Here is a 24,155-nt window from a genome sequence, read left to right as displayed (position 1 = left end):
CGAAGAAGGGCGCCTGAGAGGCGCCCTTCTGGTTTCTACCGCCGTCACCCTAGTTCGGGATATTGCGGGCATAGAGAACTTCCAGCATTTCATGGTGCACACGAGTAACGCCACGAACTCGATAATCGACAGTGACGATATCCGTGTCGAACTGGGGATTCATATAGTTGCGAGCCTCAAGCGCTGAATTAACGACGCAAGTAGAAACGTCGATATCCACGCGATGGGTTGCGATACCTTCGACCGGATGGATTTCTGGATCGGTATGCACCGTGACGTGACTCTTGTCCAAGTGCGCCAGAATAGTGTTCAGCTCAGCTCGACGATTTCATAGTCGTGGCTGATCTCGACACCCGCACGGCCGAGCATGATCGAGGCAGAACAGTATTTCTCAGCGGACAGTTCGACGGCACGTTTGACTTGAGCCTCCTTCAGCCCACGGCCCTTGACGACGAAGTGCAGATGAATCTTCGTGAACACCTTCGGATCTTCACCCGCACGCTCTGCCTCAAGAAAGGCTTCGCAGCTTTCCACCGCCTGACGCGACTTCTTCAGAATGCTTACCACATCGAAGTTGCTGCAGCCGCCGAGCCCCAGCAACAGCATCTCCATAGGGCGGACGCCTAGATTTCGTCCACCATTCTCAGGCGGGCCGTCCATGACCACGACGTGACCACTGCCAGACTCGCCAAGAAACATTGCCTCGCCAGCCCACTGAATGCGCGCTTTCATCGATAGACTCCGTTTGAAAAGGAGCGAAGCTTAGCATGACGACCGGCAGACGCCGGTGGCGATAACCCGACGAATGAATGCCCGAAAGTTGATATTCGTGTCGCAGTTTTGTTGTCGACCCAGACCGGTCTGTTAAGCTCCCGGTGCCTGATAACAGAACTTAGTCATACATAATAAGAACTGCCTTCTAATTGGACACATCTTCCGGGACTACAGCATGGTCGCTATTACACTCACGCCCAAGATCAAGAACATCGACAAACTACTCGCGCATTGCCATCGTCGGCGCTACACCGCCAAAAGCACCATCATCTATGCCGGTGATCGTAGCGAAACGCTTTTCTTCATCGTTAAAGGTTCGGTCACTATCCTGATCGAGGATGACGATGGTCGCGAGATGATCATTGCCTATCTGAATTCCGGGGATTTCTTCGGAGAGATGGGACTGTTCGAGAAGGAAGGATCCGAAAAGGAACGCAGCGCATGGGTTCGCGCCAAGACTGAATGCGAAGTAGCAGAACTGAGCTATGCCAAGTTCCGTGAACTGACCCAGCAGGACCCCGATATTCTTTATGCACTCGGCAGCCAGATGGCCGAACGCTTGCGCAACACAACACGCAAGGTGGGTGATCTGGCGTTTCTCGATGTAACCGGCCGCGTCGCCCGCACATTGCTTGATCTGTGCAAGCAACCCGATGCAATGACCCACCCGGACGGCATGCAGATCAAGATCACACGCCAGGAAATCGGCCGCATCGTCGGCTGCTCGAGGGAAATGGTCGGCCGCGTGCTAAAAAGCCTCGAATCACAGGGGCTGGTGCACGTGAAGGGAAAGACCATGGTGGTGTTTGGTACGCGCTGAAACTCAGCTCAGCACGATTGAAAAAGCCGGCAACTTGCCGGCTTTTTCAATTGCAGCCGATCACTCCGGATCGGCAGCTGATTGGGGTCGGTTACGTCCCGGAAAGAACAATCGCTGCAGTTCGAGCCCCGGCTGCTCTGCTCGCATGAAAGCTTCTCCCACCAGAAACGCATACACCTGGTTGATTTCCATCAACTCCACGTCGGCACGATGAAGTATGCCGCTCTCGGTCACAGCCAGACGGTCGCGTGGGATGCGCGGCAGCAAGTCAAGCGTCGTTTCCAGACTGAGTTCAAAGGTGTGAAGGTTACGGTTGTTGATCCCGAGCAGAGGCGTGTCGAGGCGCAGCGCGCGTTCCAGCTCTGCTCCATCATGGACCTCTACCAATACATCGAGATTCTGAGACTCTGCCACATCGGCGAGCTCGGCCATCTGGCCATCCTCCAACGCAGCGACGATCAACAGAACGCAGTCAGCGCCCAGGGCTCTGGACTCGATGATCTGGTAGGGGTCAACCATGAAGTCCTTGCGGATGACCGGTAGTTTGCAGGCTGAGCGCGCTTGCTTCAGGTAGTCGTCGGCCCCCTGAAAGAAGTCGATGTCGGTCAATACCGAGAGGCAGGTGGCGCCACCTGCCTCATAGCTTTTGGCGATGTCCGCCGGGACAAAATCCTCCCGCAGCACCCCTTTGCTTGGTGAGGCTTTCTTGATTTCTGCAATCACAGCCGGTTGTTTGTTAAGCGCCTGCTCCTGCAGCCGGCGGGCAAAACCGCGAACCGGGTCCGCTGCGGCCGCCATTGTTTCGAGTTCAGCCAGACCGACCCGACCTCGACGCTCGCTGACTTCCTCGCGCTTGCGCCTGATGATCTTTTCCAGAACCGTCGGCACCTTACTCATTGGGAACTCTCCTGCTTGAACACCACGGTGAAGGACACGAGCTCCTCGAACTTGTCCCGTGCCAAGCCGGTATGCAGCGCATCGTGGGCAATCTCCACGCCCTGTTTCAGGCTGCTGGCGATGTCGGCTGCATAGAGCGCAGCACCTGCATTCAAGACAATCATGTCGGCAGCCTTTTGCCCATTGTCCGTCTTACGCCGTCCCAATGCATCGCGAATCAGAGCCAACGAGCCCTGTGCATCTTCGACATTAAGACCGATCAGGCTCTGGCTCTTGATCCCGAAGTCTTCCGGCTGGATACGGTACTCACTGATTTCACCCTTGTTCAGTTCGGCCACATAGGTCGGCGCCGCCAGGCTGATCTCGTCGAGCCCGTCCTGTGCATGCACGACCAGCACATGCTGACTTCCCAGGCGCGACAGCACTTCGGCCATGGGCCGGCAGAGTTCCTTGCTGAACACCCCGAGCACCTGATGCTTGACACCGGCGGGGTTGGACATCGGGCCAAGGATGTTGAACAGCGTCCGCAAGCCCAACTCGCGGCGCGGACCGGCGGCAAATTTCATCGCGCCGTGGTGCGCAGGCGCAAACATGAAGCCGACGCCCACAGCATCGACACTGCGCGCAACCTGTGCGGGCGTGAGGTCCAGGTAAACACCGGCCGCTTCGAGCAGGTCGGCACTGCCACTCTTACCCGACACTGCGCGGTTGCCGTGCTTGGCGACCTTGCCACCCGCAGCGGCGACCACGAAGGCTGCGGCAGTTGAGACATTGAAAATGTTCATCCCATCGCCACCGGTACCGCAGGTGTCCACCAATCGATGGGTATCAAAATGCACCGGCTCGGCCAGCTCACGCATCACCTCCACCGCACCGACGATCTCGTCGATGGTTTCGCTCTTCATCCGCATGCCCATGAGGAACGCGCCAATCTGCGCATCGGTGCACTGGCCAGTCATGATCTGCCGCATCACCGCCTTCATTTCATCGGTAGTCAAATCCAGCTGGCCGACGATGCGGTTGAGGGCTTCCTTGATATCCATCAGCGCACGCCTCCGGTCTGTTTCAGAAAATTGGCGAACAGTTCGTGTCCCTGCTCGGTGAGGATTGACTCAGGGTGAAACTGCACGCCTTCTACGTTCAGTGTCTTGTGCCGCAAGCCCATGATCTCGTCGACGCTGCCGTCTTCCAGTTGCGTCCAGGCAGTGATCTCCAGACAGTCGGGGAGCGTTTCACGCTTGACCACCAGCGAGTGGTAACGCGTCACCGTTAACGGATTGTTCAGCCCGGCAAACACACCGGTGTTCTCGTGAGCGACCGGACTTGTCTTGCCATGCATGACCTGACGCGCCCGCACGACCTCACCTCCAAATGCCTGCCCGATGCTCTGATGGCCGAGACAGACGCCGAGGATCGGCAGCTTGCCGGCGAAATGACGAATCAGTTCCAGCGAGACGCCCGCCTCGTTCGGCGTACAAGGGCCGGGCGATACGACAATCCGCTCCGGGTTCAGCGCTTCGATTTCGGCAACGCTCAACTCATCGTTGCGCACTACTTTAACGTCCGCGCCGAGTTCGCCGAGATATTGCACGACGTTGTAGGTAAAGGAATCGTAGTTATCCAGCATTAACAGCATTTGCGTCACCCTTGGGCTTGAGGCTGATCCACCACCTGCCATGACGGCCCAAGCCGGCGCAATAGCGCCTCAGCAGAACGATCGGTAGTACAGGTGTGAACGGGGTATTCCGGCACGGAGCCAGCAACGACGGTCAGGCGCGCCAACGCCAGCGGGCATGAGCCTTGAACAGACGCATCAGGAGGGTGCTGCTGAGTTTCACGGAAAAGGTCTCGCAGAGCTGACAACGCAAAGTAGCCCATGCCAGGCCACGATTTCAACCGGACTATAGCAGAGCATTGCTTGCCCGCTACAGCCAAGTCTGGCGCCCTAGACTGGCAGCGACGCGATAGCAGCAGGCAACGCGGCGGCCGGAACCGGCCGAGCGTAGAAAAAACCCTGCGCCTGCCGACACCCAAGTCGACGCAGCTCCGCAGCAGTGGCTTCGTCTTCGACCCCTTCTGCCAGCGTCTTCAAGCCGAGCGACTCGGCCATGTGGATGATCGCGGCGACAATGGCATGGCCGTCTTCGTTTGGCAGATCGCTTACAAAGGAACGGTCAATTTTCAATGTATCCACCGACAACCGCCGAAGATACGCCAGACAGGAGTATCCGGTGCCGAAATCATCGATGGACAGCGTGACACGCAGGGCTTTCAGACCGGCCAGCGCAATCATCACCTGCTCGGTGTTGTCGACGAGGCTGGACTCGGTCAGCTCGAGCTCCAGCGCTGAAGCTGGCAGACCGGTCCGCGCCAAGGCGGCGGCGACGGTCTGTTCCAGCGCCCCCTGGTGCAGCTGTATCGCAGCGACGTTCACTGCTACGCGCGGGATGTCCAGCCCCTCAGCCTGCCAGCGTTGAGCCTGTCGGCACGCCTCGAGGATGACCCATTCACCAATCCCCACGATCAGACCGCTCTGTTCGGCTGCAGGAATGAACTGCCCCGGCGCGACCAGACCCCACTGAGGATGCTGCCAGCGCAACAGGGCTTCCGCGCCCACTACCCTGCCGCTGGCGAGGTCCAGCTGCAGCTGATACTCCAGAAAAAACTCCTCTCGCTCGAGAGCGAGCCGTAGGCCGTTGATGAGATACAACCGCCCCCGCATCTCGGTATCCAACGCAGCGTTGTAATAGCACCACGTCCGGCGCCCGGCTTCCTTGGCCTTGTACATCGCCATTTCAGCGTTACGCAGGAGGCAGGAAAAGTCCATGCCATCGCTCGGGCCAACCGCGACGCCAATGGAGATCGACACCACTATCTGCTGGCGCTCGATCATGAAGGGGTCGGCTAACTCATCGAGCACACGCTGGATCACAGCGGATGCGCCCTCGGCATTCTCCAGATCGGCCAACAGCACGACAAACTCATCACCGCCGGCCCGTGCCAGCATGGCGCTCTCGGGCAATGCCTGCTGCAGTCTTAACGAGGTTGTGCAGAGCAGCTGGTCACCGAAAGTGCGCCCGAACGAATCGTTGACCATCTTGAAATGATCGAGATCGACGTACAGCACCGCAACTGCACCCTTGAGCTTCACGGCACTGGCCATTGCCTGACGCGTCCGCTCCTCAAGCTGGGACAGATTGGGCAACCCCGTCAGGCTATCGAAGTGAGCCATATAGTCGGCGCGCTGTTGTGCAGCGATCCGTTCGTTCATTTCGACCGCCAACCGCGCGTATGGCGCCCGCACACTCGACACGAACACCACCTGATAGATGAAGCCGTAGGAGACGATCTTGTACAGATGCCCGAGCAGACTGTAGAAGCTGTTCACACTGCTGTAGGCGGTGAAGCACAGCTCGGCAAGAATCGAAACCAGTGTCGCAGCCAGCATGCCGTCGAAATAGTCACGGTCTGCAACCTCTCGAGCGCGCCAGAACACCCATGCCGCCAGTGCGAAGAGGCTGATGATCAGCCACTCCATCTGCACTTTGAAGCGGGTCAGCCCCTCCCCGTCGATAAAGGTCCGAGGCCACAGCTGCGGCTGAAACAGCTGCAGGTAAACCACCAAAACCACCAGTCCCAGGGACGATGAAAGCAGCAAGATCCGCGGCAAAGCGATGCTTCGGTGGCACAGACGGCACGCCACCGCGAGCAGGGTGAAAGCAAGCAATACGCGGGAAACCAGCCAGAAGGCGATCGCTTTTTCCGCCGAGGCGGGCGTCACCCAAACGGGCATACCTCGGTAGGACAGCATATGCGCCAGATCCAGCAACGCGATGGCCAAAAACGCACAGGCTAGCAGCGGGTTCGAAAGAGGCACTGGCTGCTGGCTATGCCAAGCCACCGCAAACACCAATCCCGCTACGACAATCGAGAAGGTTTCGACAGTGATATGCAGCGACAACGGGAACCACACCTGGCTTCCGTTCAGATCCGCCAGGCTCGATAACAACCAGACCAGCACCAGCAGCGCCGTGAGAGCGATCACCAACGACGAGGCCGACGGCCAGGACTGGCGAACGGACGATGGGCGGGGGCTCGGCAGTAACGGCATGGCTGGCTCGTATGGGCTGGGGTTGGATTGCCGAGCGTTCCTGCTCAGCTTCCACGACTATAGGCATAGCCAATAGCCATTACCATACGACCAATAAGGACTTTAGTCGCAGTTGCCGAACATCCCCATGAGCCGCGCCGAAGCTAGTCGCTGCTGTGCTCTGCCAAGGCCACCGCACGGAACATCGCGCGGCGTTTGTTCAGCGTTTCTTCCCATTCCAGGGCCGGCTGTGAGTCGGCGACGATACCGGCACCAGCCTGCACGTGCAGCTCGCCATCTTTAATTACCGCGGTACGGATGGCGATGGCGGTGTCCATGTTGCCGTTCCAGGCCAGGTAGCCGACGGCGCCGCCGTAGACGCCGCGTTTGACCGGCTCCAGCTCGTCGATGATTTCCATGGCGCGAATCTTCGGCGCACCAGACAGGGTGCCAGCCGGCAGAATCGCGCGCAGCGCGTCCATGGCCGTCAACGGTGCCTTCAATTGGCCGGTGACGTTGGAGACGATATGCATCACGTTGGAATAGCGCTCGATGACCATCTTCTCGGTGAGCCGCACCGAACCGTTCTCGGCCACACGGCCGACGTCGTTGCGTCCCAGGTCGATCAGCATGAGATGTTCGGCCAGCTCCTTGGCGTCGCTGAGCAGATCCTGCTCGAGCGCCTGATCAGCCTCCTCGTTGACGCCTCGCGGGCGGGTGCCAGCGATAGGCCGGACCGTCACCAGTCCCTCCTCCACCCGTACCAGCACTTCCGGCGACGAGCCCACCACGTGGAAATCGCCGAAATTGAAAAAGTACATGTAGGGCGTCGGGTTGAAGCAGCGCAGCGCGCGGTACAGATCGATTGGCGCGGCCTTGAAGGGGATCGACATACGCTGGGAGATCACCACCTGCATACAGTCGCCGGCAAGGATGTAGTCCTTGATGCGGTTGACGGCCTGCTCGTAGTCCTCGCGGCTGAAGCTCGAGCGGAAAGTCGGCTCGTTACCGTTGCTCTTTTCGAAATCCAGGCCCAGGCGCGGCGTGATCGACTGGCGCAGCTTTTCTCGAAGCGCCTGCAGTTTCGCCTGCCCCGCCTCGTAGGCGTCCGGCTGTGCCGGGTCGACCAGGACGATGCAATGCAGCTTGCCGGCCAGGTTGTCGAAGACCACCACGGCGTCGGACACCATCAGCAGGATATCCGGCGTACCCAGCGGATCGGGGTTGGGGCAGCTCGCAAGCTTGCGTTCGACATAGCGCACGCTGTCGTAGCCGAAATACCCCACCAGACCGCCGTTGAAGCGCGGCAGTCCATCCACCGGCGCCACGCGGTAGCGCTGCTGGAACGCCTCGACGAACGCCAGCGGATCGTCGACCTCACAGGCCTCGGTTTCGACGCCGTCGGTGGTCACGCTGATGCGATGATCCTGCACGCGCAATACGGTGCGGCAAGGCAGGCCGATGATCGAGTAACGCCCCCACTTTTCCCCGCCCTGCACGGATTCGAGCAGGTAGGAATTAGGCGCATCGGCGAGCTTGAGATAAAGCGTGAGCGGGGTGTCGAAGTCGGCGAGCGTTTCGAACGACAGGGGGATGCGGTTATGGCCTTCGGCGGCCAAACGCAGGAATTCTTCGCGGGTCATGTCAGCCTCGTGGTCGGAGGGGAGCTACATAAGGTCGAGTTGTGCAAACGTACCGGGCAGAGCCGGCAGAAGATGTCAGGCGCGCCAGCGCCAACGGGCCAGGGCCTTGATGACATTCATCCACTGTTTGCGGGTGACCACCACGATCTGATCTCGGCTGCAGGATTCAAAAGACAGAGGCCACACTAGCGCAGCCCCGAAACCGAAGCAACCAGCTCGCGCAGATCGTCAAGCACCAGCGCCGGCTGCTCGTGGGCGATGGGCTCACCGTGGTTATAGCCGTAGGTGAGCGCCGCACAAGGCACCGACGCCGCCTTCGCTGCGCGCACATCGTTGCGCGAATCGCCGACGAATAGCGAGGCATCCGCGGACACCCCGGCCTCGCGCATGACCCAAACAAGGGCCGCCGGGTCAGGCTTCTGCTGAGGCAGGGTGTCGCCACCGATCAACCACTGGAAATAACCCGCCAGGCCCTTCTCTTCCAGCAACGGTTCAATGAACTGGGCCGGCTTGTTGGTGATGATCGCAAGCTTCACGTCACGCTCGCGAAGCCAGTCCAGGCACTCGCGAACGCCGGGGTAGACCGTGGTCAGTTCGTGTCCACCGGAATAGGCCTGCATGAACAGCGCCAGCGCCTCGTCGGCCAGCTCATCAGCTACACCCTCGTGTTGCAGCTGACCGGCCAGCGCGCGACGCACCAGCACCCGCGAGCCGTTGCCCACCCAGTCACGCACCCGATCAATGCCGGCGGGCTCACGCCCCAGCAACATCAGCATCTTGTCGACCGCGGCGGCCAGGTCCGGCACCGAATCCATCAGGGTTCCGTCCAGGTCGAACATCACCAACCGCGGCAGCTGGCCGTCGAACAGTTGCTCGAGACGGGTCATGAGCGTGCCAGCGCCAGTTCGGCGCGCATCTGGTCGATCACGGCCTTGTAGTCGGGCTGATTGAAAATCGCCGAACCGGCGACGAAAGTATCGGCACCGGCTGCGGCGATCTCACGGATGTTCTTCGGATTGACGCCGCCGTCGATCTCCAGGCGAATCTCGCGGCCGCTGGCATCGATCAGGGCACGCGCTTCGCGCAGCTTGTCCAAGGTATTGGGGATGAACTTCTGCCCACCGAAGCCGGGGTTGACGCTCATCAGCAAGACCATGTCGACCTTGTCCATCACGTATTTGAGCACGTGTAATGGAGTGGCCGGATTGAACACAAGGCCGGCCTTGGCACCGCCGTCCCTGATCAGCTGCAGGGAGCGATCAACGTGCTCGGAGGCCTCAGGGTGAAAGGTGATGTAGCTGGCGCCGGCTTCCAGAAAGTCACCAATCATGCGGTCTACCGGCTTGACCATCAGGTGCACATCGATGGGTGCGGTGACGCCGTGCTTGCGCAACGCCGAGCAGACCATCGGGCCAATGGTCAGGTTGGGTACGTAGTGGTTGTCCATCACATCGAAATGGACGATGTCCGCGCCGGCGGCCAGCACGTTGTCCACTTCCTCGCCCAGGCGGGCGAAATTGGCGGAAAGAATCGAAGGGGCGATGGCGAACGGCTGCATGACGACCTCGGGTAGCACGGCAAGATGCCGCGCATTGTACCCGAGGGGTCAGGGTTGCGGCGCGGCTGACATCCGTTGCGAATGCCGGTGCGCCACGCGCCATCACGTCAGCTCGTCAAAACACTCACTGATAATGGACAGGCCGCGCTCAAGCAGGTCGTCCTCAACGGTGAGCGGCACCAGCACCCGCAGCACGTTGTAATAGGTGCCGCAGGACAGCAGGATCAAGCCCTTGTCCCGTGCCTTGGCGACGATCTGCGAGGTCAGCGCCGCGGCCGGACGCGCGTGATCGCCCTCCTCGAACAGCTCGATGGCGATCATCGCGCCGAGCCCGCGGACTTCGCCGATCTCCTTGTGCCGCGCCTGGATGGATTTGAGCCCGGCTGTAAGCTTCTCGGCCACCGCCTTGCAGCGGTCGAGCAGCTGCTCTTCCTCGAAGATTTCCATGACCGCCAGCGCCGCCGCGCAGGACAGCGGGTTACCGGCGTAGGTGCCGCCGAGCCCGCCCGGCGCAATGGCGTCCATGATCTCGGCCTTGCCACACACGCCAGCAATCGGAAAACCACCGCCGACCGACTTGGCAAAGGTGGTCAGGTCGGCGACCACACCCATCTGCTCCATGGCGAAGAAGGTGCCGGTGCGGCCGGCGCCGGTCTGCACTTCATCTGCAATCAGCAGGATGCCGTGCTCATCGCAGAGCGCACGCAGGCGCGCCATGAATTCCTTCGGTGCGACATTGAAGCCACCCTCGCCCTGCACCGGCTCGATGATGATCGCAGCGATGTCGCGCGGCTCGGCGTCGTTCTTGAAGATGCGCTCGATGCTGGCGATGGACTCGTCAACACTGACGCCATGGATCGCGCAGGGATATTGCGCGCGGAAAATGCCGCCCGGCATCAGGCCCATGCCCGCCGAGTAGGGCGCGACCTTGCCGGTCAGACCGAGGGTCATCATGGTGCGGCCGTGATAAGCGCCGGTGAAAGCAATGACGCCGGCGCGTCCGGTGGCGGCGCGGGCAATTTTCACCGCGTTTTCCACCGCTTCAGAGCCCGTGGTGACCAGCAGCGTCTTCTTGGCGAAATCGCCGGGCACCCGCGCATTGATCTTCTCGCACAGCTCCACGTACGGCTCGTAGGCCAGTACCTGGAAGCAGGTATGGGTCAGCTTGTGCAGCTGGTCTTCCACGGCCTTGATGATCTTCGGGTGCAGGTGACCGGTATTCAGCACGGCGATGCCACCGGCGAAATCGATGAACTCGCGGCCTTCGACGTCAACCACGCTGCTGTTCTTCGCATGGTCGGCAAAGATCGGGTGGATCTGGCCGACGCCACGGGGAACAGCGGCGACACGGCGTTGCATCAGGGATTCGTTGGTCTTGCTCATAAGCTCCTCGGTAGCCGCTCATCGTCGGCACGGGTCATGAAGAACGCCAGGCAGCGAGCGCGGCAGCATACGATGATCGACTGTCGCACCTTCCCAGGCGTTCGGATTACAGTAAAACTCCGTGCATTATTTTGCACGCCTGTTTTTGGGTCGTCCGGTCAAATGCCACCCAGACACAGGTATTTGATTTCCACATATTCATCCAGCCCGTATTTCGAGCCCTCGCGGCCGAGGCCAGAGGCCTTCATGCCGCCGAACGGCGCCACCTCGGTGGAGATCACGCCGGTATTGATGCCGACCATGCCGTACTCCAGCGCTTCGGCGACGCGAAACACCCGGCTCAGGTCGCGCGCATAGAAGTAGGCCGCGAGTCCGAACTCGGTGTCATTTGGCCTGCCGAATCACCTCGCTTTCATCGTTGAAGCGGAACAGCGGCACCAGCGGACCGAAGGTTTCCTCGCGTGCCACGGCCATCTCGGCGGTGACGCCGCCCACCAGCGTCGGCTCGAAGAAGTTACCGCCCAGCGTATGGGGTTTGCCGCCGGTCAGCAGGGTGGCGCCCTTATCCAGCGCGTCCTGCAGATGACGCTGGACCTTGGCCACCGCAGCGGCGTCGATCAACGGGCCGGTGGTCACGCCCTCCATCGAGCCGTCGCCGACCTTGAGCTTCGCCACTGCAGTCGAGAGCTTGTCGACGAAGGAGTCGTAGATGCTGTCCTGTACATAGATGCGGTTGGCACAGACGCAGGTCTGCCCGGCGTTGCGGTACTTGGAGATCATCGCGCCCTCGACCGCCGCATCCAGATCGGCATCGTCGAAGACGATAAACGGCGCGTTGCCGCCCAGTTCCAGCGAGAGCTTTTTCAGCGTCGGTGCGCACTGCTGCATCAGGTGGATGCCCACTGCCGTCGAGCCAGTGAACGAGAGCTTGCGCACGACCGGGTTTCCGCAGAGTTCGGCACCGACTTCGCGCGAGGTAGCGGCATCGGCGGTGATCACGCTGAACAGCCCGGCCGGGATGCCCGCGCGCTCGGCCAAGGCGGCCAGTGCCAACGCCGAGAACGGCGTCTGCGGCGCCGGCTTGAGCACCATGGCGCAGCCGGCAGCGAGCGCCGGGCCGACCTTGCGAGTGATCATCGCGCTGGGGAAGTTCCAGGGCGTGATCGCCGCGGTGACGCCGACCGGCTCCTTTTGCACGAGGATGCGCTTGTCGCCGGCATGGGCGGGGATCACATCGCCATACAGGCGCTTGCCTTCCTCGGCGAACCATTCGAGAAAGGATGCAGCGTACGCCACCTCACCCCGCGCCTCGGCCAGCGGCTTGCCCTGCTCGGCGGTCATGATCCGCGCCAGGTCTTCCTGATTCTCCAGCATCAGCTCGTACCAGCGCCGCAAGCGCGACGCTCGCTCCTTGGCGGTCAGCGCGCGCCAGGCCGGCTGCGCGGCCTGCGCGGCCTCGATAGCGCGGCGGGTTTCGGCGCGCCCCATGTTCGGCACCTCGCCAACGAGCTCGCATGTGGCCGGGTTGAAGATAGCGGTACGGTCGTCCGCATCGGCATCGCACCAGTCGCCGTTGAGGTAGGCCTGCTGGCGTAGCAGGCCGGGGTGGTCGAGTTGCAGGGTCATGGAAGCGTCCGGATCAGGCTGGTTGTTGAGTGCGCATCTTCTCGGAGCGGCCGCGCAGCCATTCCAGGGTCAGCAGCAGTGCGATGGAAAAGCCGATCAGCAGAGTGGCCGCGGCGGCGATGGTCGGGCTGAGGTTTTCCCGGATACCGCTGAACATCTGCCGCGGCAAGGTGATCTGCTCGGGGCCAGCGAGGAACAGCGTCACCACCACTTCGTCGAAGGACGTGGCGAAGGCAAACAGCGCACCGGAAATCACCCCCGGAGCAATCAGCGGCAGGGTGACGCGGAAGAATGTGGTTATGGGTGAGGCGCCCAGACTGGCTGCGGCGCGCACCAGGTTCTGGTTGAACCCCTGCAGCGTGGCGGAAACGGTGATGATCACGAACGGCACACCCAGCACCGCGTGAACCAGGATCAGCGACAGGTAGCTGTTGCCCATGCCCAACGGGGCGAAGAACAGGTAGCTGGCCACCCCGACAATCACCACCGGCACCACCATCGGCGAAATCAGCAAGGTCATCACCAGGGCCTTGCCGCGAAATTCGCCGCGGGTCAGACCGATCGCCGCCAGGGTGCCGAAGATCATCGCCAGCGCCGTGGCGGCCGGGGCGATGAGCATCGAGTTCTTCAGCGAGCGCATCCAGTCGGCCGAGCTGAACAAGGTTTCGTACCAGCGCATGGAGAAGCCTTGCAGCGGATAGACGAGAAACGAGCCGGAGTTGAACGACAGCGGGACGATCACCAGCACCGGCACTATCAGAAACAGCAGCACCAGCGCGCATAGGATGCGCAGGGTATAGAACCAGACGCGTTCGATGGGCGACATGTAGGGGCTCAGCATGGAAAGTTCTCCTGCCCGAATTGGCGAATGGCTTGCGGTGATTGCCTGGTCAGTGCGGTCATGCTCAGCCCAGCCTCAGGCGGCTGGCGCCGACCAGCCAGCTGTAGACGACGTACAGCAGCATGGTCGCCAGCAGCAGCAGGCCGCCCAGCGCCGTGGCCATGCCCCAGTTGATGGTGGTGTTGGTGTAGAAGGCGACGAAGTAGCTGACCATCTGGTCGTTCGGGCTGCCGAGCAGCGCGGGGGTGATGTAGTAGCCGATGGAAATGATGAACACCAACAGGCAGCCGGCGCCCACGCCCGCGAGGGTTTGTGGAAAGTACACCCGCCAGAAGCTGGCGAAGGGGTGGCAGCCCAGCGAGATCGCCGCACGCATGTAACTCGGCGAGATATTCTTCATCACGCTGTAGATCGGCAGGATCATGAACGGCAGCAGGATGTGGACCATGGCGATGTAGACGCCAGCCCGGTTGAACACCAACTGCAATGGTTCGTCGATCAGGCCCATCTTCAACAGCGCACCGTTGATCAGGCCGCTGGATTGCAGCAGCACGATCCAGGCGGCAACGCGCACCAGAATCGAAGTCCAGAACGGCAGCAGCACCATGATCATCAGCAGGTTGCTTTTGCGCGCCGGCAGGTTGGCCAGCAGATACGCCAGGGGATAGGCCAGCACCAGACAAATCGCCGTGATTACCAGCCCCATCCAGAAAGTCCGGGCGAAGATGTCCAGGTAGACCGCCTGATCAGGCGATACCGATGCCAGCTCGCCCATGTCGTCGATGCGGTGATCGAGAGCGGCCAACAAATAATAGGGGGTGATTGCACTATCGTTGCGGCGAATGACCTGCCAATAGGCGGGGTCGCCCCAGCGCTCATCGAAAGCTTCCAACGCTTCCTTGTAGGACGTCGGCGCTTCCTTGAATGGGAGCGCGCGAGCTGTCTTGGTCATCAGGCTGCGGAAACCGGCCTGTTCCATGTTCAGGCGTTTGGACAGATCACCCAGCGACTGGTTTTGCCGCGCCTCCTGCAGGTCTTCGCTGAGGGCCCGGTAAACCGACTCTTCCGGCAGGCCGCGGCCATCCCAAGCCGTGATGGCCTCGACCGTGCGCGGCAGGCTGCCCACCACCTCCGGATTATCAACGCTGCGCCAGAGCAGCGAGGCGATCGGCAGGATGAAGGTGAGCAACAAAAACACCAGAAGAGGCAGGATCAGCGCCTTGGACTTCAACCGGTTCATGCGCTCGGCACGCGCCAGCCGCCGCTTCAGGTTGGGCTCGGCAAGCTCGGGAACAGGCAAGGAGATGGCAGTAGCCATGACGAACTCCGCAAAGTGTCAGATTCCAGCGGCGCATGGCCCGCCTCAGGGCAGGCCATGCGAGGGGGCCAGGCTTGTTTAGCGCGCAGCCCAGGCGTTGAAACGCTGTTCCAGCTGCTCGCCGTAGTCGGCCCAGAAGGTCACGTTCATGGCCACTTGGTTGGCAATGTTTTCTGGCGTCGTAGGCATGTTTTTCAGCAGCTTTTGATCAAGGAGCTCGACCGCTTTCTTGTTTGCGGGACCGTAGGCGATGTTTTCCGAGAAGGCTTTCTGCTGCTGCGGTTGCAAGGTAAAGCTGACGAAATCGAGCGCTGCCTTCTGATCCTTCGCGCCTTTGGGGATGGCCCAGGAATCGAAGTCGTAGATGCCGCCGTCCCAGACCACTTGCAGATTGCTCTCATCCTGCACTGCGGCAATTCGACCGTTATAGGCGCTGCTCATGACCACGTCACCGGAGGCCAGAAACTGCGGCGGTTGGGCGCCCGCTTCCCACCATTGAATGCTGGGTTTGATCTGGTCAAGCTTCTTGAAGGCGCGGTCCTGCCCCTCTTTCGTCGCCAGCACCTGGTAGACGTCTTTCGGTGCAACGCCATCGGCCATCAGGGCGAACTCAAGGGTGTACTTGGCGCCCTTGCGCAGGCCGCGTTTGCCGGGGAATTTCTCGGTGTCCCAAAAATCCGCCCAACCAGTCGGTGCACTGTCGAGCTTGTCGGCGTTATAAGCCAGCACCGTGGACCAGACGAAGAAGCCCACACCGCAAGGCTGTATGGCACCTTCGATGAAGTCGTCCGGGTTACCCGCTACCGCTGGATCGATTTCCTCGAACAGCCCTTCATCACAGCCGCGTGACAGCTCGGGCGATTCAACTTCCACGAGATGCCAGGACACACTGTTGGTATCGACCATGGCCTTTACCTTGGCCATCTCACCGTTGTATTCGCCAGCGATGATCTTGTGGTCGGTCTTGGCTTCGAAGGGTTCATTGAAGGCCTTGATCTGCGCCTGCTTGTTGGCCCCGCCGAAGGTTACGGCGGTGATATTTTCCGCCGAGGCCTGCGCAGCGCACACCAGTCCGATGCTCAGGGCAGTCAGTTTCAGAGATTTCAGCATTGTGATTCGCTCCATGATGCGGTTGAAAACAGCTTTCTTGCTTGCTCGCCCTGCTTATGCCGCCTGCAGCGGATCCAGCGCACGGACGTGTTCCACTTGCCAGCCGATCGGCACGACATCACCAACCGCCAGGGCGGGATCGAATTCGGCAATCGGTTGCTTGACGAAGAAGTCGCTGATGCCGCAGACCTCGAGGCGAATGCGGATGTGGTCGCCGAGGTAGATGAGCTCGGCGACTCGCCCGGTGAAGCGGTTCGGGCAATTGGCGCTGGCACCGTTGAGGCGCACCCGCTCGGGCCGTATTGACAGGTTGACCGGGGCGCCAGGCACGCCGACCTTGACCGCCAGCGCCTCGACCCGCTCACCGCGGCCCAGCTCGACGGTACAGTTGTCACCGTTGCGGCTGACCAGCCGCGCCGGCAACCGGTTGTTCTCGCCGAGAAAGTTGGCAACAAAGGTATTCGCCGGCCGCTCGTACAGCGCCCGGGGCTCATCGATCTGCTGGATCTCACCCTGATGGAACACCGCGACCCGGTCGGACATGGTCAGCGCCTCACCCTGATCGTGGGTGACATAGACCACAGTCACGCCCAGGCTTTGGTGCAGATGCTTGATCTCCATCTGCATCTGCTCGCGCAATTGCTTGTCCAGCGCGCCCAACGGCTCATCCATCAACACCAGCTGCGGCTCGAACACCAAGGCTCGGGCCAGCGCCACGCGCTGCTGCTGGCCGCCGGACAGCTGTGCCGGGTAGCGATTGCGGAAACCTTCAAGCTGCACCATCGAGAGCGCGCGCTTGACCCTTTCCTTGACGTCGAGCTTGGGCATGCCACGCACGCTGAGGGGAAAGGCGAGGTTTTCCGAGACTGTCATGTGCGGAAACAGCGCATAGTTCTGGAACACCATGCCCATGTCGCGCTTGTGCGGCGGCAGCTTGTTGATCGAGCGGCCGCCCAAGAGGATTTCACCGGCAGTGGGCGTCTCGAAGCCGGCCAACATCATCAGACTGGTGGTCTTGCCGGAGCCTGACGGACCGAGCAGCGTGAGAAACTCACCTTTACGGATATCCAGGTTCAGGTCTTTGACGATCAGCGCTTCGCCGTCGTAACTCTTCTGGATGCCACGAAAGCTGACCAGTACTTCGTTCGCTTGAGAATCGAGCATGCCGCACCTGTGATCCGTTGTTCCGTGGCCACAGGTTAGGAGCCCCACGAGCCAGCGCACATCGGCAGATGGGAGTGAATACACTCAGCGAAACGGAGAGGCTGTTGTAGGGATTGCCCTACAAGAAGCCTGTCGGCAGATACAGACCCGGTTTGCATCAGGCGCGTAGCACCGTCGCCAGCGGCCTCGTGCTTACCGTCCAGGTCAGACCAGCTTGTGCTCCATGGCATAGCGGACCAGATCGGCCACGGAGTGAGCGACCAGCTTCTGCATCAAGCGCGCCTTGTGCGTGCTGATGGTCTTGCTGCTGAGGGCCAGCTTGGCCGCGATGTCGTTGACCGAATCGCCGTGTACCAGTCGCTCGAACACCGAATACTCACGCTCCGACAGCAGTGCATGGGGTGGCCGGGAGTCGGTTAGCCCGACCTCGAAAACCATGCGATCCGCCAGATCCGGATCGATATACCGGCCGCCAGCGGCAACCTTGCGCACCGCAGTCAGCAGCAGCGCTGGGTCACTGTCCTTGGTGGCATAGCCGGCAGCGCCGATCTTCAGCGCCCGCGCCGCCATCTGCGCCTCGTCGTGCATCGACAACACCAGAATCGCCGGCGGCTCGCTCAGCGCTCGTATCCGCGGTATGGCTTCCAGCCCGTTGACGCCCGGCATGGAGATGTCCAGCAGGACAACATCGCACGGCGTCTGCCGCAGTTGATCGAGCAGTTGCTGACCGTTGCCCGCTTCACCGATTACCTGCATGTCCTTGGCCAGTCCGATCAGCTGCTTGATCCCCTCGCGAACGATGGTGTGGTCCTCGGCGACGATTACCCTAATCATGGCGCTAGCTCTCCAATGTACTGCTCAGAACCACAGGCTCTACCGGGCTGTCATCCAGTGGCACCGAGACGTGAATCGAGGTGCCCTCGCCCGGCTGGCTTTCCAGCAGCAAGCTGCCCCCGAGCATCTGGGCTCGCTCCTGCATGCCCACCAGGCCGAACGACGGTCCCTGGCGCCCCTGCTGGACCACGAAACCCTCGCCGTCATCGCTGATGCTCAAGCACAGCATATCCCCTTGCTGCTGCAGGGTGAGGCTCACGGTTTGTGCATTGGCGTGACGCATGACGTTGGTCAGCCCCTCCTGAAGAATGCGGAACAGGCCGACAGCCTTGGCATTGCCAAGTTGCGGCGGGCATTCCGGCACCTCCACCAGGCAGGCGATCCCGGTGCGCTCCTCGAAGCGCCGCGCCTGCCAGTCGATGGCCGATGCTATGCCGGCGTCCAGAATCGGCGGACGCAAGGCGGTCGCGACGTCGCGCACCTGCTGGAACAACTGGGCAATGAGGCGTTTCATGCCTTGCAAGCGTGCTGCCAGGCCGGGGTCGAGCTCGGCAAAGCTGATCTCGCACATGGAAATTTCCAGTTTCAGAACCGTAAGCATCTGCCCCAGCTCGTCGTGGACCTCGCGCGCGATATGGGCCTTTTCTTCCTCGCGCACCGTTTCCACATGCGCCGCCAGCTTGCGTAGTTGTGCCCGTGACGCATCCAGCTCCAACTCGATTCGCTTGTTATCGGTGATGTCCCAGACGATGCCGTCCCAGACCTGACGCCCCTCCAACTGCCCACGCACCGAGGCGCGGATGTCGGCCCAGCGAATCTCGCCGGAACGGGTCAGGATCCGCCCCTGCCAGTACCAGTCGCTCATGCTGTCGAGCGCCTGCTGCTGGCTGCTCCAATAGCCCGGTTCGTCGTCGGGATGCACCAGGCTGCGGATGCCGCGCCCAGGTTGCAACAACAGTTCCGCCGAGTAGCCAACCAGACGCTGGCTGGCCTCGCTGATGTAGGCAATGTTGACCGGCGCACCGGCGTCCTGTCGCTCCAGACGGAAAACCAGACCCGGCACGTTGCCTGCCATGGCTTTCAGTCGCACCTCACTTTCTTGCAGCGCCGCACTGGCGCGGCGGCGCTCGGTGATGTCAGCGAGGAACAGCACTAGGTACTCCTTGCTACCCAGGCGCAGGAAGCTAAGGGTTACGGCTGCAGGAAACCGGCTCCCATCGGCGCGCTGCCACTCGCACTCATGTACCTGACGATCCTCAACGCCGCTGCGCGCGTCGCGCCAGAGCTGCATCCAGTCGTCCATGCTCATTCCCGGCTCCAGCGCTTGCAATGGCTGGTCGAGCAGACTATCGGAGGCATAGCCAAGCAGTTCGAAGGCAGCCTGGTTGGCATACCGGACGTGGCTGTCCCAGTTCAACCAGAGAATACCGACGGTACTGTGATCAAGGCAGAACTGCGTCAGCCGCTGCGCCTCTTCGGCCGCGGCGCGCGCCTCGATGTCCCGCCGCGCCGACTTCAATCTGCTTTCCAAAAGCCCCTGCTGGCGACGCTGCCATACCAGCATGGCTACGGTTGCGGCCAGCAGCAGCGTCAACAGCAGGCTGAGACTGCGCCAGTAACTGATGCGGCGCGACTGATCGATGCTGCGCGACTTGAGCCATTGCTCCTGCAACTGTCTGAACTCGCGGGCGGGGAAATTGCGCAGCGCCTGGTCGATGACCGCACTCATCACGGGGCTGTCGCGGCGCGAACCGATGCGCAGCAACAAGGGGTTGCCCAGATCGCCTACAACATCGAGCGATGCGTATTCCGCGCGCTGCGAGAGACGGCCGTAGAGCGGCTCATCGACCACCGCGAAACGCACGCGCGCCTCGAGCAGCTGACGCAGCGCTTCGAATTGGCTGCCTACTTCAAGAACCGGCTGGCTCGGGTAGTTGCTGCTCATGTAATCGGCTACCGAGCCGGGCCCTTCCAGCGCGATCACGTCATTACTGTCCAGGCGTTCGAGGTCGATTGCACGGGGACCATCAAGGTCGCCGATAATCAGCCTTGGCACCCTCAGAAACGGGTCACTGTAGCGCCAGATGCGCAGCCCTTCCCGCGTCTGTCGCAGCCCCGGCGCCAGGTCGATTTCATTGGCACGCATGGCATCATCCAGCGCTGCCTCGTCGACGAACCGGTGCCATTCCAGGCTGACGCCAAGGTTATCCGCAAGTCGCTCGATGAATTGCACGTGAAAGCCGGACAGGCGACGTTGGCGTTGATCGTACTCGGCGTAAGGGGGCGCCATTACCACACCCACGCGCCACTGCTGGTGCGCCGCCAGCCATTCCTGTTGCGCGTCGCTCAACGGCACGCTCGAAGCCATTGCGGGCAGTGCGCTCAATGCAAGCAACAGGCAGCAGCAACGCAGCAGAAATGACACCATAAGCCTCACGAGATCGGCGGTAGTGCCGAAACGCTGTTTTAGTGCATCTGTGCCGCCTGCGCCAGCATCACCGTGGCCCGGGCGGGCCGAATATCAGGAAAACCAATGTTCCGAGCGCGCGTTTCAACTCGTTTGGCGGCCGTTTTGTTCGTCATCTTCACCAGACCTCTGATCAGCGCCGCCGATGAGCCGGCCGAAGCGGAAGCCGCCCCGGCTCCGGTGGCTGCTGATCGTCCGGTCCTGCCCTCGCGCAGCGAAACCATGGCCGCGGATATGTTGCGCCAGCTGCCTGCCAGCGAGTTCGTCAGCCTGAACGCCAGTGGCACGGACTTCGTAGCGCTTTGGCGTCCCGCTAATGTTGCCGAACCCAAAGGCATCATTATCTTGCTGCCCGGTGAGGGTGAGAGTGCCGACTGGCCACGCGGCATTGGCCCGCTGCGTCGTGGCCTGCCCGACCACGGCTGGCACACTCTGAGCCTGAGCCTGCCGGACTCGCCGGGTTTGGTGTTGCCGATGGCCACGGAGCCAGCGCCGGAGCAGCCGACCGACGCGCCCGAAACCGTGGCAGAACAGCCCAGCGAAGATCCGGCGCCAAGCGAGGCCGGCTATCTACCCGAAGAAACCGCGGCGGCGCCCGGCGAGCCGGCAGTTGACGATTCCGATACGCAAGCCCCCGCCGAAACGCCACCGATGAAGCCCGACCATTCCGAGCAGATCAGCGCTCGTATCGAGGCGGCCTTGGCCTTTGCCCGCAGCAAGCAACCAAAGGCGACCGTGCTTTTAGGCCAAGGTACAGGCGGCTATTGGGCGGCCCGCTACCTTCAGCAGCAGGCGCCACAAGATGTCAGGCATTTGCTGATAGTCCAGCCGCGTCAGCCGGATGGACAGGAAGAACCGCTTGCGCAGCTGGTGCCGCCCCTCAAGCTGATCACTGGCGACTTCTACTATAAGGATGTAACCAGCGACCAGCAGACGGCTCGGGAGCGGCTGAACGCCAGTCGCCGGATTCAGCACCCAGCCTATCGACAAGTCGGGTTGCCCCGGCAGACTGGCGAACGCCAGACTGACCAGGAAGTCCTCGTTCGAAGGGTCCGCGGCTGGCTCAAGCGAGAAACCTAAGCCTCACCGGCTCGCGTTAGCGAAAGCCCCGCCGCTCGCGGATCAGGCTGTAGGCATGGTGCAGTTCGCGGGTCCGCTCAGTTGCCTCGCGCACCTCAATGGCAGTGGCACCGGCACCGGCCTGCTTATCGGGGTGATGCTTGCTGAGCAGACGCCGATAGGCCCGTTTGATGGCCTGCGGCTCGCTGTCGGCACGCACCCCGAGCAACCGCAATGCCTGTTCGTACGCGCCACCGGGGTTGCTCGGCGCACCCTGGCGGCGACCCCCGTGCTCATCAAGCGCTGCCACCGCTACAGAATCCCAGCCCATCCACTTGCCCCAGAGCATGATCAACTCGTGCTCACGTGCATCGATCTGGCCCTGAGCTCTGGCCATGCGCCAACAGGCCCGGAGGATCGCCTTCGTTTCATCCTGACGTCCTCTCAGGCGCTGCAGTGGCTCGCGCAAGCCGTCCGTACTGGATTTGCCGCGATAGAACGCATCGATCGCCACCCGCTGCTGAGAGGGAGTCAACCGCAGCCGGCGCATTTCGTTGCGGGCAGCCTGAATATGTGACTCGCTGATCCGTCCGCTGCTTTTCGCCAGGCGCCCAAGCAGATAGAACAGCAAGTCGCTGCCCTGCATCTTGGGGGTCACGCGTGAAAGCAATCGCCGAAAGCTGGCCCAGGAGTGGAGCCCGAAGCGGCGGTCCAGCACCTGTCCGATCAGCGCGCCCAACAGCGCGCCCGGAATGCTCGCCAGCAGCCAACCGATCAGTGCGCCCAGGAAAGTGATTGGCCAGAACATCTAGTGCTGTGCCTCAAGGATGCGCTCAAGCTCAGCCAGACGCTCATGCGTCCCGACGTCGATCCAGCGCCCGCGGTGATATTCGCCGCTCAGCTTTCCCTCAGCCAAGGCCTGGCGCAACAGCGGCGCGAGTTTGAAGGACCCAGCCGTGCATCCGGCGAACAACTGCGGACTGAGCACGGCGATGCCGCTGTAGGTGAGTCTTGCGGCCTCCTCGTCACCGACGCAGCCGTCGACCAGGCTGAAATCGCCCTTGGGGTGATGCACTGGGTTGTCTACCAGCACCAGGTGCGCCAAACCTTCAAGCGGCCGTTTCAGCGCGCTGAAATCGTAGTCAGTCCAGATGTCGCCATTGACCACTAAAAAAGGCTCCGTTCCCAGCAGCGGCAAGGCACGGTGAATCCCGCCGCCGGTCTCCAGCGGCTCGCCCTCCGCTGAATACTGGATACGGACTCCCAGGCCCCGACCGTCACCGAGGTGCGCCTCGATCTGTTCACCCAGCCAGGCGTGATTAATCACCAGTTCATTGATGCCGGCCTCGGCCAGTGCGCGGATGTGGTATTCGATCAGCGGCACGCCGCCCGCCCGGACCAATGGCTTGGGAGTGTGCAAGGTCAGGGGTCGGAGGCGCTCACCCTTGCCGGCCGCGAGGATCATCGCTTTCATGATGAGGCAGGCTCCTGTGGCAGCCCCTGTAGCAGCTGTTTGAGATCATCCAGTTCAGGTCGGCGCGCCAGCACTGTGTCGAGATAAGCGAAGAAACGCGGCACATCACTCAGGTAACGCGGCTTGCCGTCGCGGTGACAAATGCGCGCGAAGATGCCGATCACCTTGAGATGGCGCTGCAGCCCCATCAGATCGCTGGCGCGATGAAACTCGGCGAAGCTCTCCTGCACCGGTATGCCGCGCGCACGAGCGGCGTCCCAGTAACCCTGCAGCCAGCCAAGCACCCGCTCTTCCGGCCAGCTGAGAAAGGCGTCCTTGAACAGCGAAGTAATGTCATAGGTGACCGGGCCGATCACAGCATCCTGGAAATCCAACACGCCGGGGTTGGGCTGGCTGAGCATCAGGTTGCGTGGCATATAGTCGCGATGCACCAGCACGGTTGGCTGGGCTAGCGCAGAGTCGATCAGCACCCGACAGGTTCTTTCCCACAACTGCTGTTCACCCGCACTGAAGTTGTGGCCCAGATGCCGCTGGACGTACCACTCAGGAAACAGCTGTAGCTCGCGGCGCAGCAGCGCTTCGTCATAAGAGGGCAGGGCTGCTGGCTTGGCATTGGCCTGGAAGGTGATGAGCGCCGATATGGCGTCAGTAAAGAGCTCATCCGCATTATCGGCGTCGATCACATCCAGATAGGTTTGACGGCCCAGATCGCTGAGCAGCAAGAAGCCCCGGTCGAGGTCAGCCGCCAGAATTTCCGGCACATGCACGCCAGACCCGGCCAGCATTGCCGCGATGTCCACGAACGGCTGGCAGTTCTCCTGAGGCGGAGGCGCGTCCATCAGGATGAAGCTGCGCGGGCCTGCCTCCCAGCGAAAGTAGCGACGAAAACTGGCGTCACTGCTGGCCGCAACCAGCAGCACCTCGGGGACTTCGCCCCAGCCACGGCGAGCGAAAAGCGCCTGGAGATGTGGCTCCAGCCAAGCGTTCAGGTCCAGCAGACGTTGATCATGTTGCGGCATATCAGGGGCTCTCCACGGCGCTAGCCGATAGGCGGGTCATGCTTTATTATCCAGCATCTTTTTCAGCCCATCGAGAGG

The 24,155-nt window shown here is 61.6% G+C and carries 20 protein-coding genes and 2 pseudogenes; 2 read left to right on the top strand and 20 right to left on the bottom strand.

The features are described 5' to 3' along the window. Window positions 1-100: 100 nt before the first annotated feature. Both CXK96_RS15840 and CXK96_RS15835 read right to left on the bottom strand, forming a co-directional pair. A pseudogene (locus CXK96_RS15840) lies at window positions 101-310 on the bottom strand (adenosylmethionine decarboxylase); the annotation flags it as partial. Then, window positions 310-732, bottom strand: coding sequence for an OsmC family protein (locus CXK96_RS15835; RefSeq protein WP_102837394.1), 423 nt, complete (start codon window positions 730-732; stop codon window positions 310-312). The gene CXK96_RS15835 and the pseudogene CXK96_RS15840, both read right to left, overlap by 1 nt. A gap of 217 nt (window positions 733-949) precedes the next feature. On the opposite strand from CXK96_RS15835, the gene crp reads away from it, so the two are divergent. Then, a complete protein-coding gene (gene crp / locus CXK96_RS15830; RefSeq protein ID WP_045430655.1) occupies window positions 950-1,594 on the top strand; it encodes a cAMP-activated global transcriptional regulator CRP in 645 nt (214 codons plus the stop codon). Window positions 1,595-1,654: 60 nt separating this feature from the next. Here crp and trpC read toward each other — a convergent pair whose 3' ends face one another. From trpC to CXK96_RS15755, 15 genes and pseudogenes are all read right to left on the bottom strand, one after another. After that, a complete protein-coding gene (trpC, locus tag CXK96_RS15825) occupies window positions 1,655-2,491 on the bottom strand; it encodes an indole-3-glycerol phosphate synthase TrpC (protein WP_102837393.1) in 837 nt (278 codons plus the stop codon). Next, the gene (trpD, locus tag CXK96_RS15820) at window positions 2,488-3,534 is read right to left on the bottom strand and encodes an anthranilate phosphoribosyltransferase (protein WP_102837392.1); all 1,047 of its coding nucleotides are present in this window, start codon (window positions 3,532-3,534) and stop codon (window positions 2,488-2,490) included. Before trpD ends, trpC begins: the two co-directional genes overlap by 4 nt. Further along, window positions 3,534-4,127, bottom strand: a complete 594-nt coding sequence (locus CXK96_RS15815; protein ID WP_102837391.1) for an aminodeoxychorismate/anthranilate synthase component II — start codon at window positions 4,125-4,127, stop codon at window positions 3,534-3,536. The genes trpD and CXK96_RS15815 overlap by 1 nt, the downstream gene beginning before the upstream one ends. 309 nt (window positions 4,128-4,436) lie before the next feature. Next, window positions 4,437-6,602 carry a putative bifunctional diguanylate cyclase/phosphodiesterase gene (locus tag CXK96_RS15810; RefSeq protein ID WP_102837390.1) on the bottom strand — a complete coding sequence of 722 codons (2,166 nt, stop codon included), beginning with the start codon at window positions 6,600-6,602 and terminating at the stop codon, window positions 4,437-4,439. A gap of 143 nt (window positions 6,603-6,745) precedes the next feature. After that, window positions 6,746-8,224, bottom strand: a complete 1,479-nt coding sequence (trpE, locus tag CXK96_RS15805; RefSeq protein WP_102837389.1) for an anthranilate synthase component I — start codon at window positions 8,222-8,224, stop codon at window positions 6,746-6,748. Between the two features lie 185 nt (window positions 8,225-8,409). Further along, window positions 8,410-9,111, bottom strand: a complete 702-nt coding sequence (locus CXK96_RS15800) for a phosphoglycolate phosphatase (RefSeq protein WP_102837388.1) — start codon at window positions 9,109-9,111, stop codon at window positions 8,410-8,412. Beyond that, window positions 9,108-9,782 (bottom strand): ribulose-phosphate 3-epimerase, encoded by a 675-nt coding sequence (gene rpe, locus CXK96_RS15795; protein ID WP_102837387.1) that lies wholly within the window; start codon window positions 9,780-9,782, stop codon window positions 9,108-9,110. The genes CXK96_RS15800 and rpe overlap by 4 nt, the downstream gene beginning before the upstream one ends. Window positions 9,783-9,884: 102 nt before the next feature. Beyond that, on the bottom strand, window positions 9,885-11,165 hold the full coding sequence (gene gabT / locus CXK96_RS15790; protein ID WP_102837386.1) for a 4-aminobutyrate--2-oxoglutarate transaminase: 1,281 nt from the start codon (window positions 11,163-11,165) through the stop codon (window positions 9,885-9,887). A gap of 158 nt (window positions 11,166-11,323) precedes the next feature. Continuing rightward, window positions 11,324-12,785, bottom strand: a pseudogene (gabD, locus tag CXK96_RS15785) (NADP-dependent succinate-semialdehyde dehydrogenase). Between the two features lie 19 nt (window positions 12,786-12,804). Beyond that, a complete protein-coding gene (locus CXK96_RS15780) occupies window positions 12,805-13,632 on the bottom strand; it encodes an ABC transporter permease (RefSeq protein ID WP_102837385.1) in 828 nt (275 codons plus the stop codon). Window positions 13,633-13,696: 64 nt separating this feature from the next. Next, a complete protein-coding gene (locus CXK96_RS15775; RefSeq protein WP_102837384.1) occupies window positions 13,697-14,950 on the bottom strand; it encodes an ABC transporter permease in 1,254 nt (417 codons plus the stop codon). A gap of 78 nt (window positions 14,951-15,028) precedes the next feature. Next, window positions 15,029-16,060, bottom strand: a complete 1,032-nt coding sequence (locus CXK96_RS15770; protein ID WP_102837383.1) for an ABC transporter substrate-binding protein — start codon at window positions 16,058-16,060, stop codon at window positions 15,029-15,031. A 54-nt stretch (window positions 16,061-16,114) separates the two neighbouring features. Beyond that, on the bottom strand, window positions 16,115-17,224 hold the full coding sequence (locus CXK96_RS15765; RefSeq protein ID WP_102837382.1) for an ABC transporter ATP-binding protein: 1,110 nt from the start codon (window positions 17,222-17,224) through the stop codon (window positions 16,115-16,117). A gap of 204 nt (window positions 17,225-17,428) precedes the next feature. Further along, window positions 17,429-18,058, bottom strand: coding sequence for a response regulator (locus CXK96_RS15760; RefSeq protein ID WP_102837381.1), 630 nt, complete (start codon window positions 18,056-18,058; stop codon window positions 17,429-17,431). Window positions 18,059-18,062: 4 nt separating this feature from the next. Next, on the bottom strand, window positions 18,063-20,486 hold the full coding sequence (locus CXK96_RS15755) for a PAS domain-containing sensor histidine kinase (protein WP_102837380.1): 2,424 nt from the start codon (window positions 20,484-20,486) through the stop codon (window positions 18,063-18,065). 105 nt (window positions 20,487-20,591) lie between these two features. On the opposite strand from CXK96_RS15755, the gene CXK96_RS15750 reads away from it, so the two are divergent. Then, window positions 20,592-21,605 carry an alpha/beta hydrolase family protein gene (locus CXK96_RS15750; RefSeq protein ID WP_102837379.1) on the top strand — a complete coding sequence of 338 codons (1,014 nt, stop codon included), beginning with the start codon at window positions 20,592-20,594 and terminating at the stop codon, window positions 21,603-21,605. Between the two features lie 16 nt (window positions 21,606-21,621). Here CXK96_RS15750 and CXK96_RS15745 read toward each other — a convergent pair whose 3' ends face one another. Genes CXK96_RS15745 through CXK96_RS15735 form a run of 3 tightly spaced genes read right to left on the bottom strand, consistent with a single transcriptional unit; the run spans window position 21,622 to window position 24,077 of the window. Further along, the gene (locus CXK96_RS15745) at window positions 21,622-22,392 is read right to left on the bottom strand and encodes a DnaJ domain-containing protein (protein WP_102837378.1); all 771 of its coding nucleotides are present in this window, start codon (window positions 22,390-22,392) and stop codon (window positions 21,622-21,624) included. After that, entirely contained in the window at window positions 22,393-23,058 is a 666-nt protein-coding gene (gene murU / locus CXK96_RS15740; RefSeq protein WP_102837377.1) for an N-acetylmuramate alpha-1-phosphate uridylyltransferase MurU, read from the bottom strand. Further along, complete coding sequence (locus tag CXK96_RS15735; RefSeq protein WP_102837376.1) at window positions 23,055-24,077, bottom strand: aminoglycoside phosphotransferase family protein; 1,023 nt, start codon at window positions 24,075-24,077, stop codon at window positions 23,055-23,057. The genes murU and CXK96_RS15735 overlap by 4 nt, the downstream gene beginning before the upstream one ends. Window positions 24,078-24,155: the final 78 nt, after the last annotated feature.

Source organism: Stutzerimonas stutzeri, from assembly GCF_002890895.1.
GTDB lineage: Bacteria > Pseudomonadota > Gammaproteobacteria > Pseudomonadales > Pseudomonadaceae > Stutzerimonas > Stutzerimonas stutzeri_AB.
This window is presented reverse-complemented; position numbering and strand designations above follow the sequence as displayed.

Bases quoted from the DNA above. Each gene is read 5' to 3' on its own strand.
- CXK96_RS15835 (WP_102837394.1), bottom strand. From the start codon at position 732: ATGAAAGCGCGCATTCAGTGGGCTGGCGAGGCAATGTTTCTTGGCGAG.
- crp (WP_045430655.1), top strand. From the start codon at position 950: ATGGTCGCTATTACACTCACGCCCAAGATCAAGAACATCGACAAACTA.
- trpC (WP_102837393.1), bottom strand. From the start codon at position 2,491: ATGAGTAAGGTGCCGACGGTTCTGGAAAAGATCATCAGGCGCAAGCGC.
- trpD (WP_102837392.1), bottom strand. From the start codon at position 3,534: ATGGATATCAAGGAAGCCCTCAACCGCATCGTCGGCCAGCTGGATTTG.
- CXK96_RS15815 (WP_102837391.1), bottom strand. From the start codon at position 4,127: ATGCTGTTAATGCTGGATAACTACGATTCCTTTACCTACAACGTCGTG.
- CXK96_RS15810 (WP_102837390.1), bottom strand. From the start codon at position 6,602: ATGCCGTTACTGCCGAGCCCCCGCCCATCGTCCGTTCGCCAGTCCTGG.
- trpE (WP_102837389.1), bottom strand. From the start codon at position 8,224: ATGACCCGCGAAGAATTCCTGCGTTTGGCCGCCGAAGGCCATAACCGC.
- CXK96_RS15800 (WP_102837388.1), bottom strand. From the start codon at position 9,111: ATGACCCGTCTCGAGCAACTGTTCGACGGCCAGCTGCCGCGGTTGGTG.
- rpe (WP_102837387.1), bottom strand. From the start codon at position 9,782: ATGCAGCCGTTCGCCATCGCCCCTTCGATTCTTTCCGCCAATTTCGCC.
- gabT (WP_102837386.1), bottom strand. From the start codon at position 11,165: ATGAGCAAGACCAACGAATCCCTGATGCAACGCCGTGTCGCCGCTGTT.
- CXK96_RS15780 (WP_102837385.1), bottom strand. From the start codon at position 13,632: ATGCTGAGCCCCTACATGTCGCCCATCGAACGCGTCTGGTTCTATACC.
- CXK96_RS15775 (WP_102837384.1), bottom strand. From the start codon at position 14,950: ATGGCTACTGCCATCTCCTTGCCTGTTCCCGAGCTTGCCGAGCCCAAC.
- CXK96_RS15770 (WP_102837383.1), bottom strand. From the start codon at position 16,060: ATGCTGAAATCTCTGAAACTGACTGCCCTGAGCATCGGACTGGTGTGC.
- CXK96_RS15765 (WP_102837382.1), bottom strand. From the start codon at position 17,224: ATGCTCGATTCTCAAGCGAACGAAGTACTGGTCAGCTTTCGTGGCATC.
- CXK96_RS15760 (WP_102837381.1), bottom strand. From the start codon at position 18,058: ATGATTAGGGTAATCGTCGCCGAGGACCACACCATCGTTCGCGAGGGG.
- CXK96_RS15755 (WP_102837380.1), bottom strand. From the start codon at position 20,486: ATGGTGTCATTTCTGCTGCGTTGCTGCTGCCTGTTGCTTGCATTGAGC.
- CXK96_RS15750 (WP_102837379.1), top strand. From the start codon at position 20,592: ATGTTCCGAGCGCGCGTTTCAACTCGTTTGGCGGCCGTTTTGTTCGTC.
- CXK96_RS15745 (WP_102837378.1), bottom strand. From the start codon at position 22,392: ATGTTCTGGCCAATCACTTTCCTGGGCGCACTGATCGGTTGGCTGCTG.
- murU (WP_102837377.1), bottom strand. From the start codon at position 23,058: ATGAAAGCGATGATCCTCGCGGCCGGCAAGGGTGAGCGCCTCCGACCC.
- CXK96_RS15735 (WP_102837376.1), bottom strand. From the start codon at position 24,077: ATGCCGCAACATGATCAACGTCTGCTGGACCTGAACGCTTGGCTGGAG.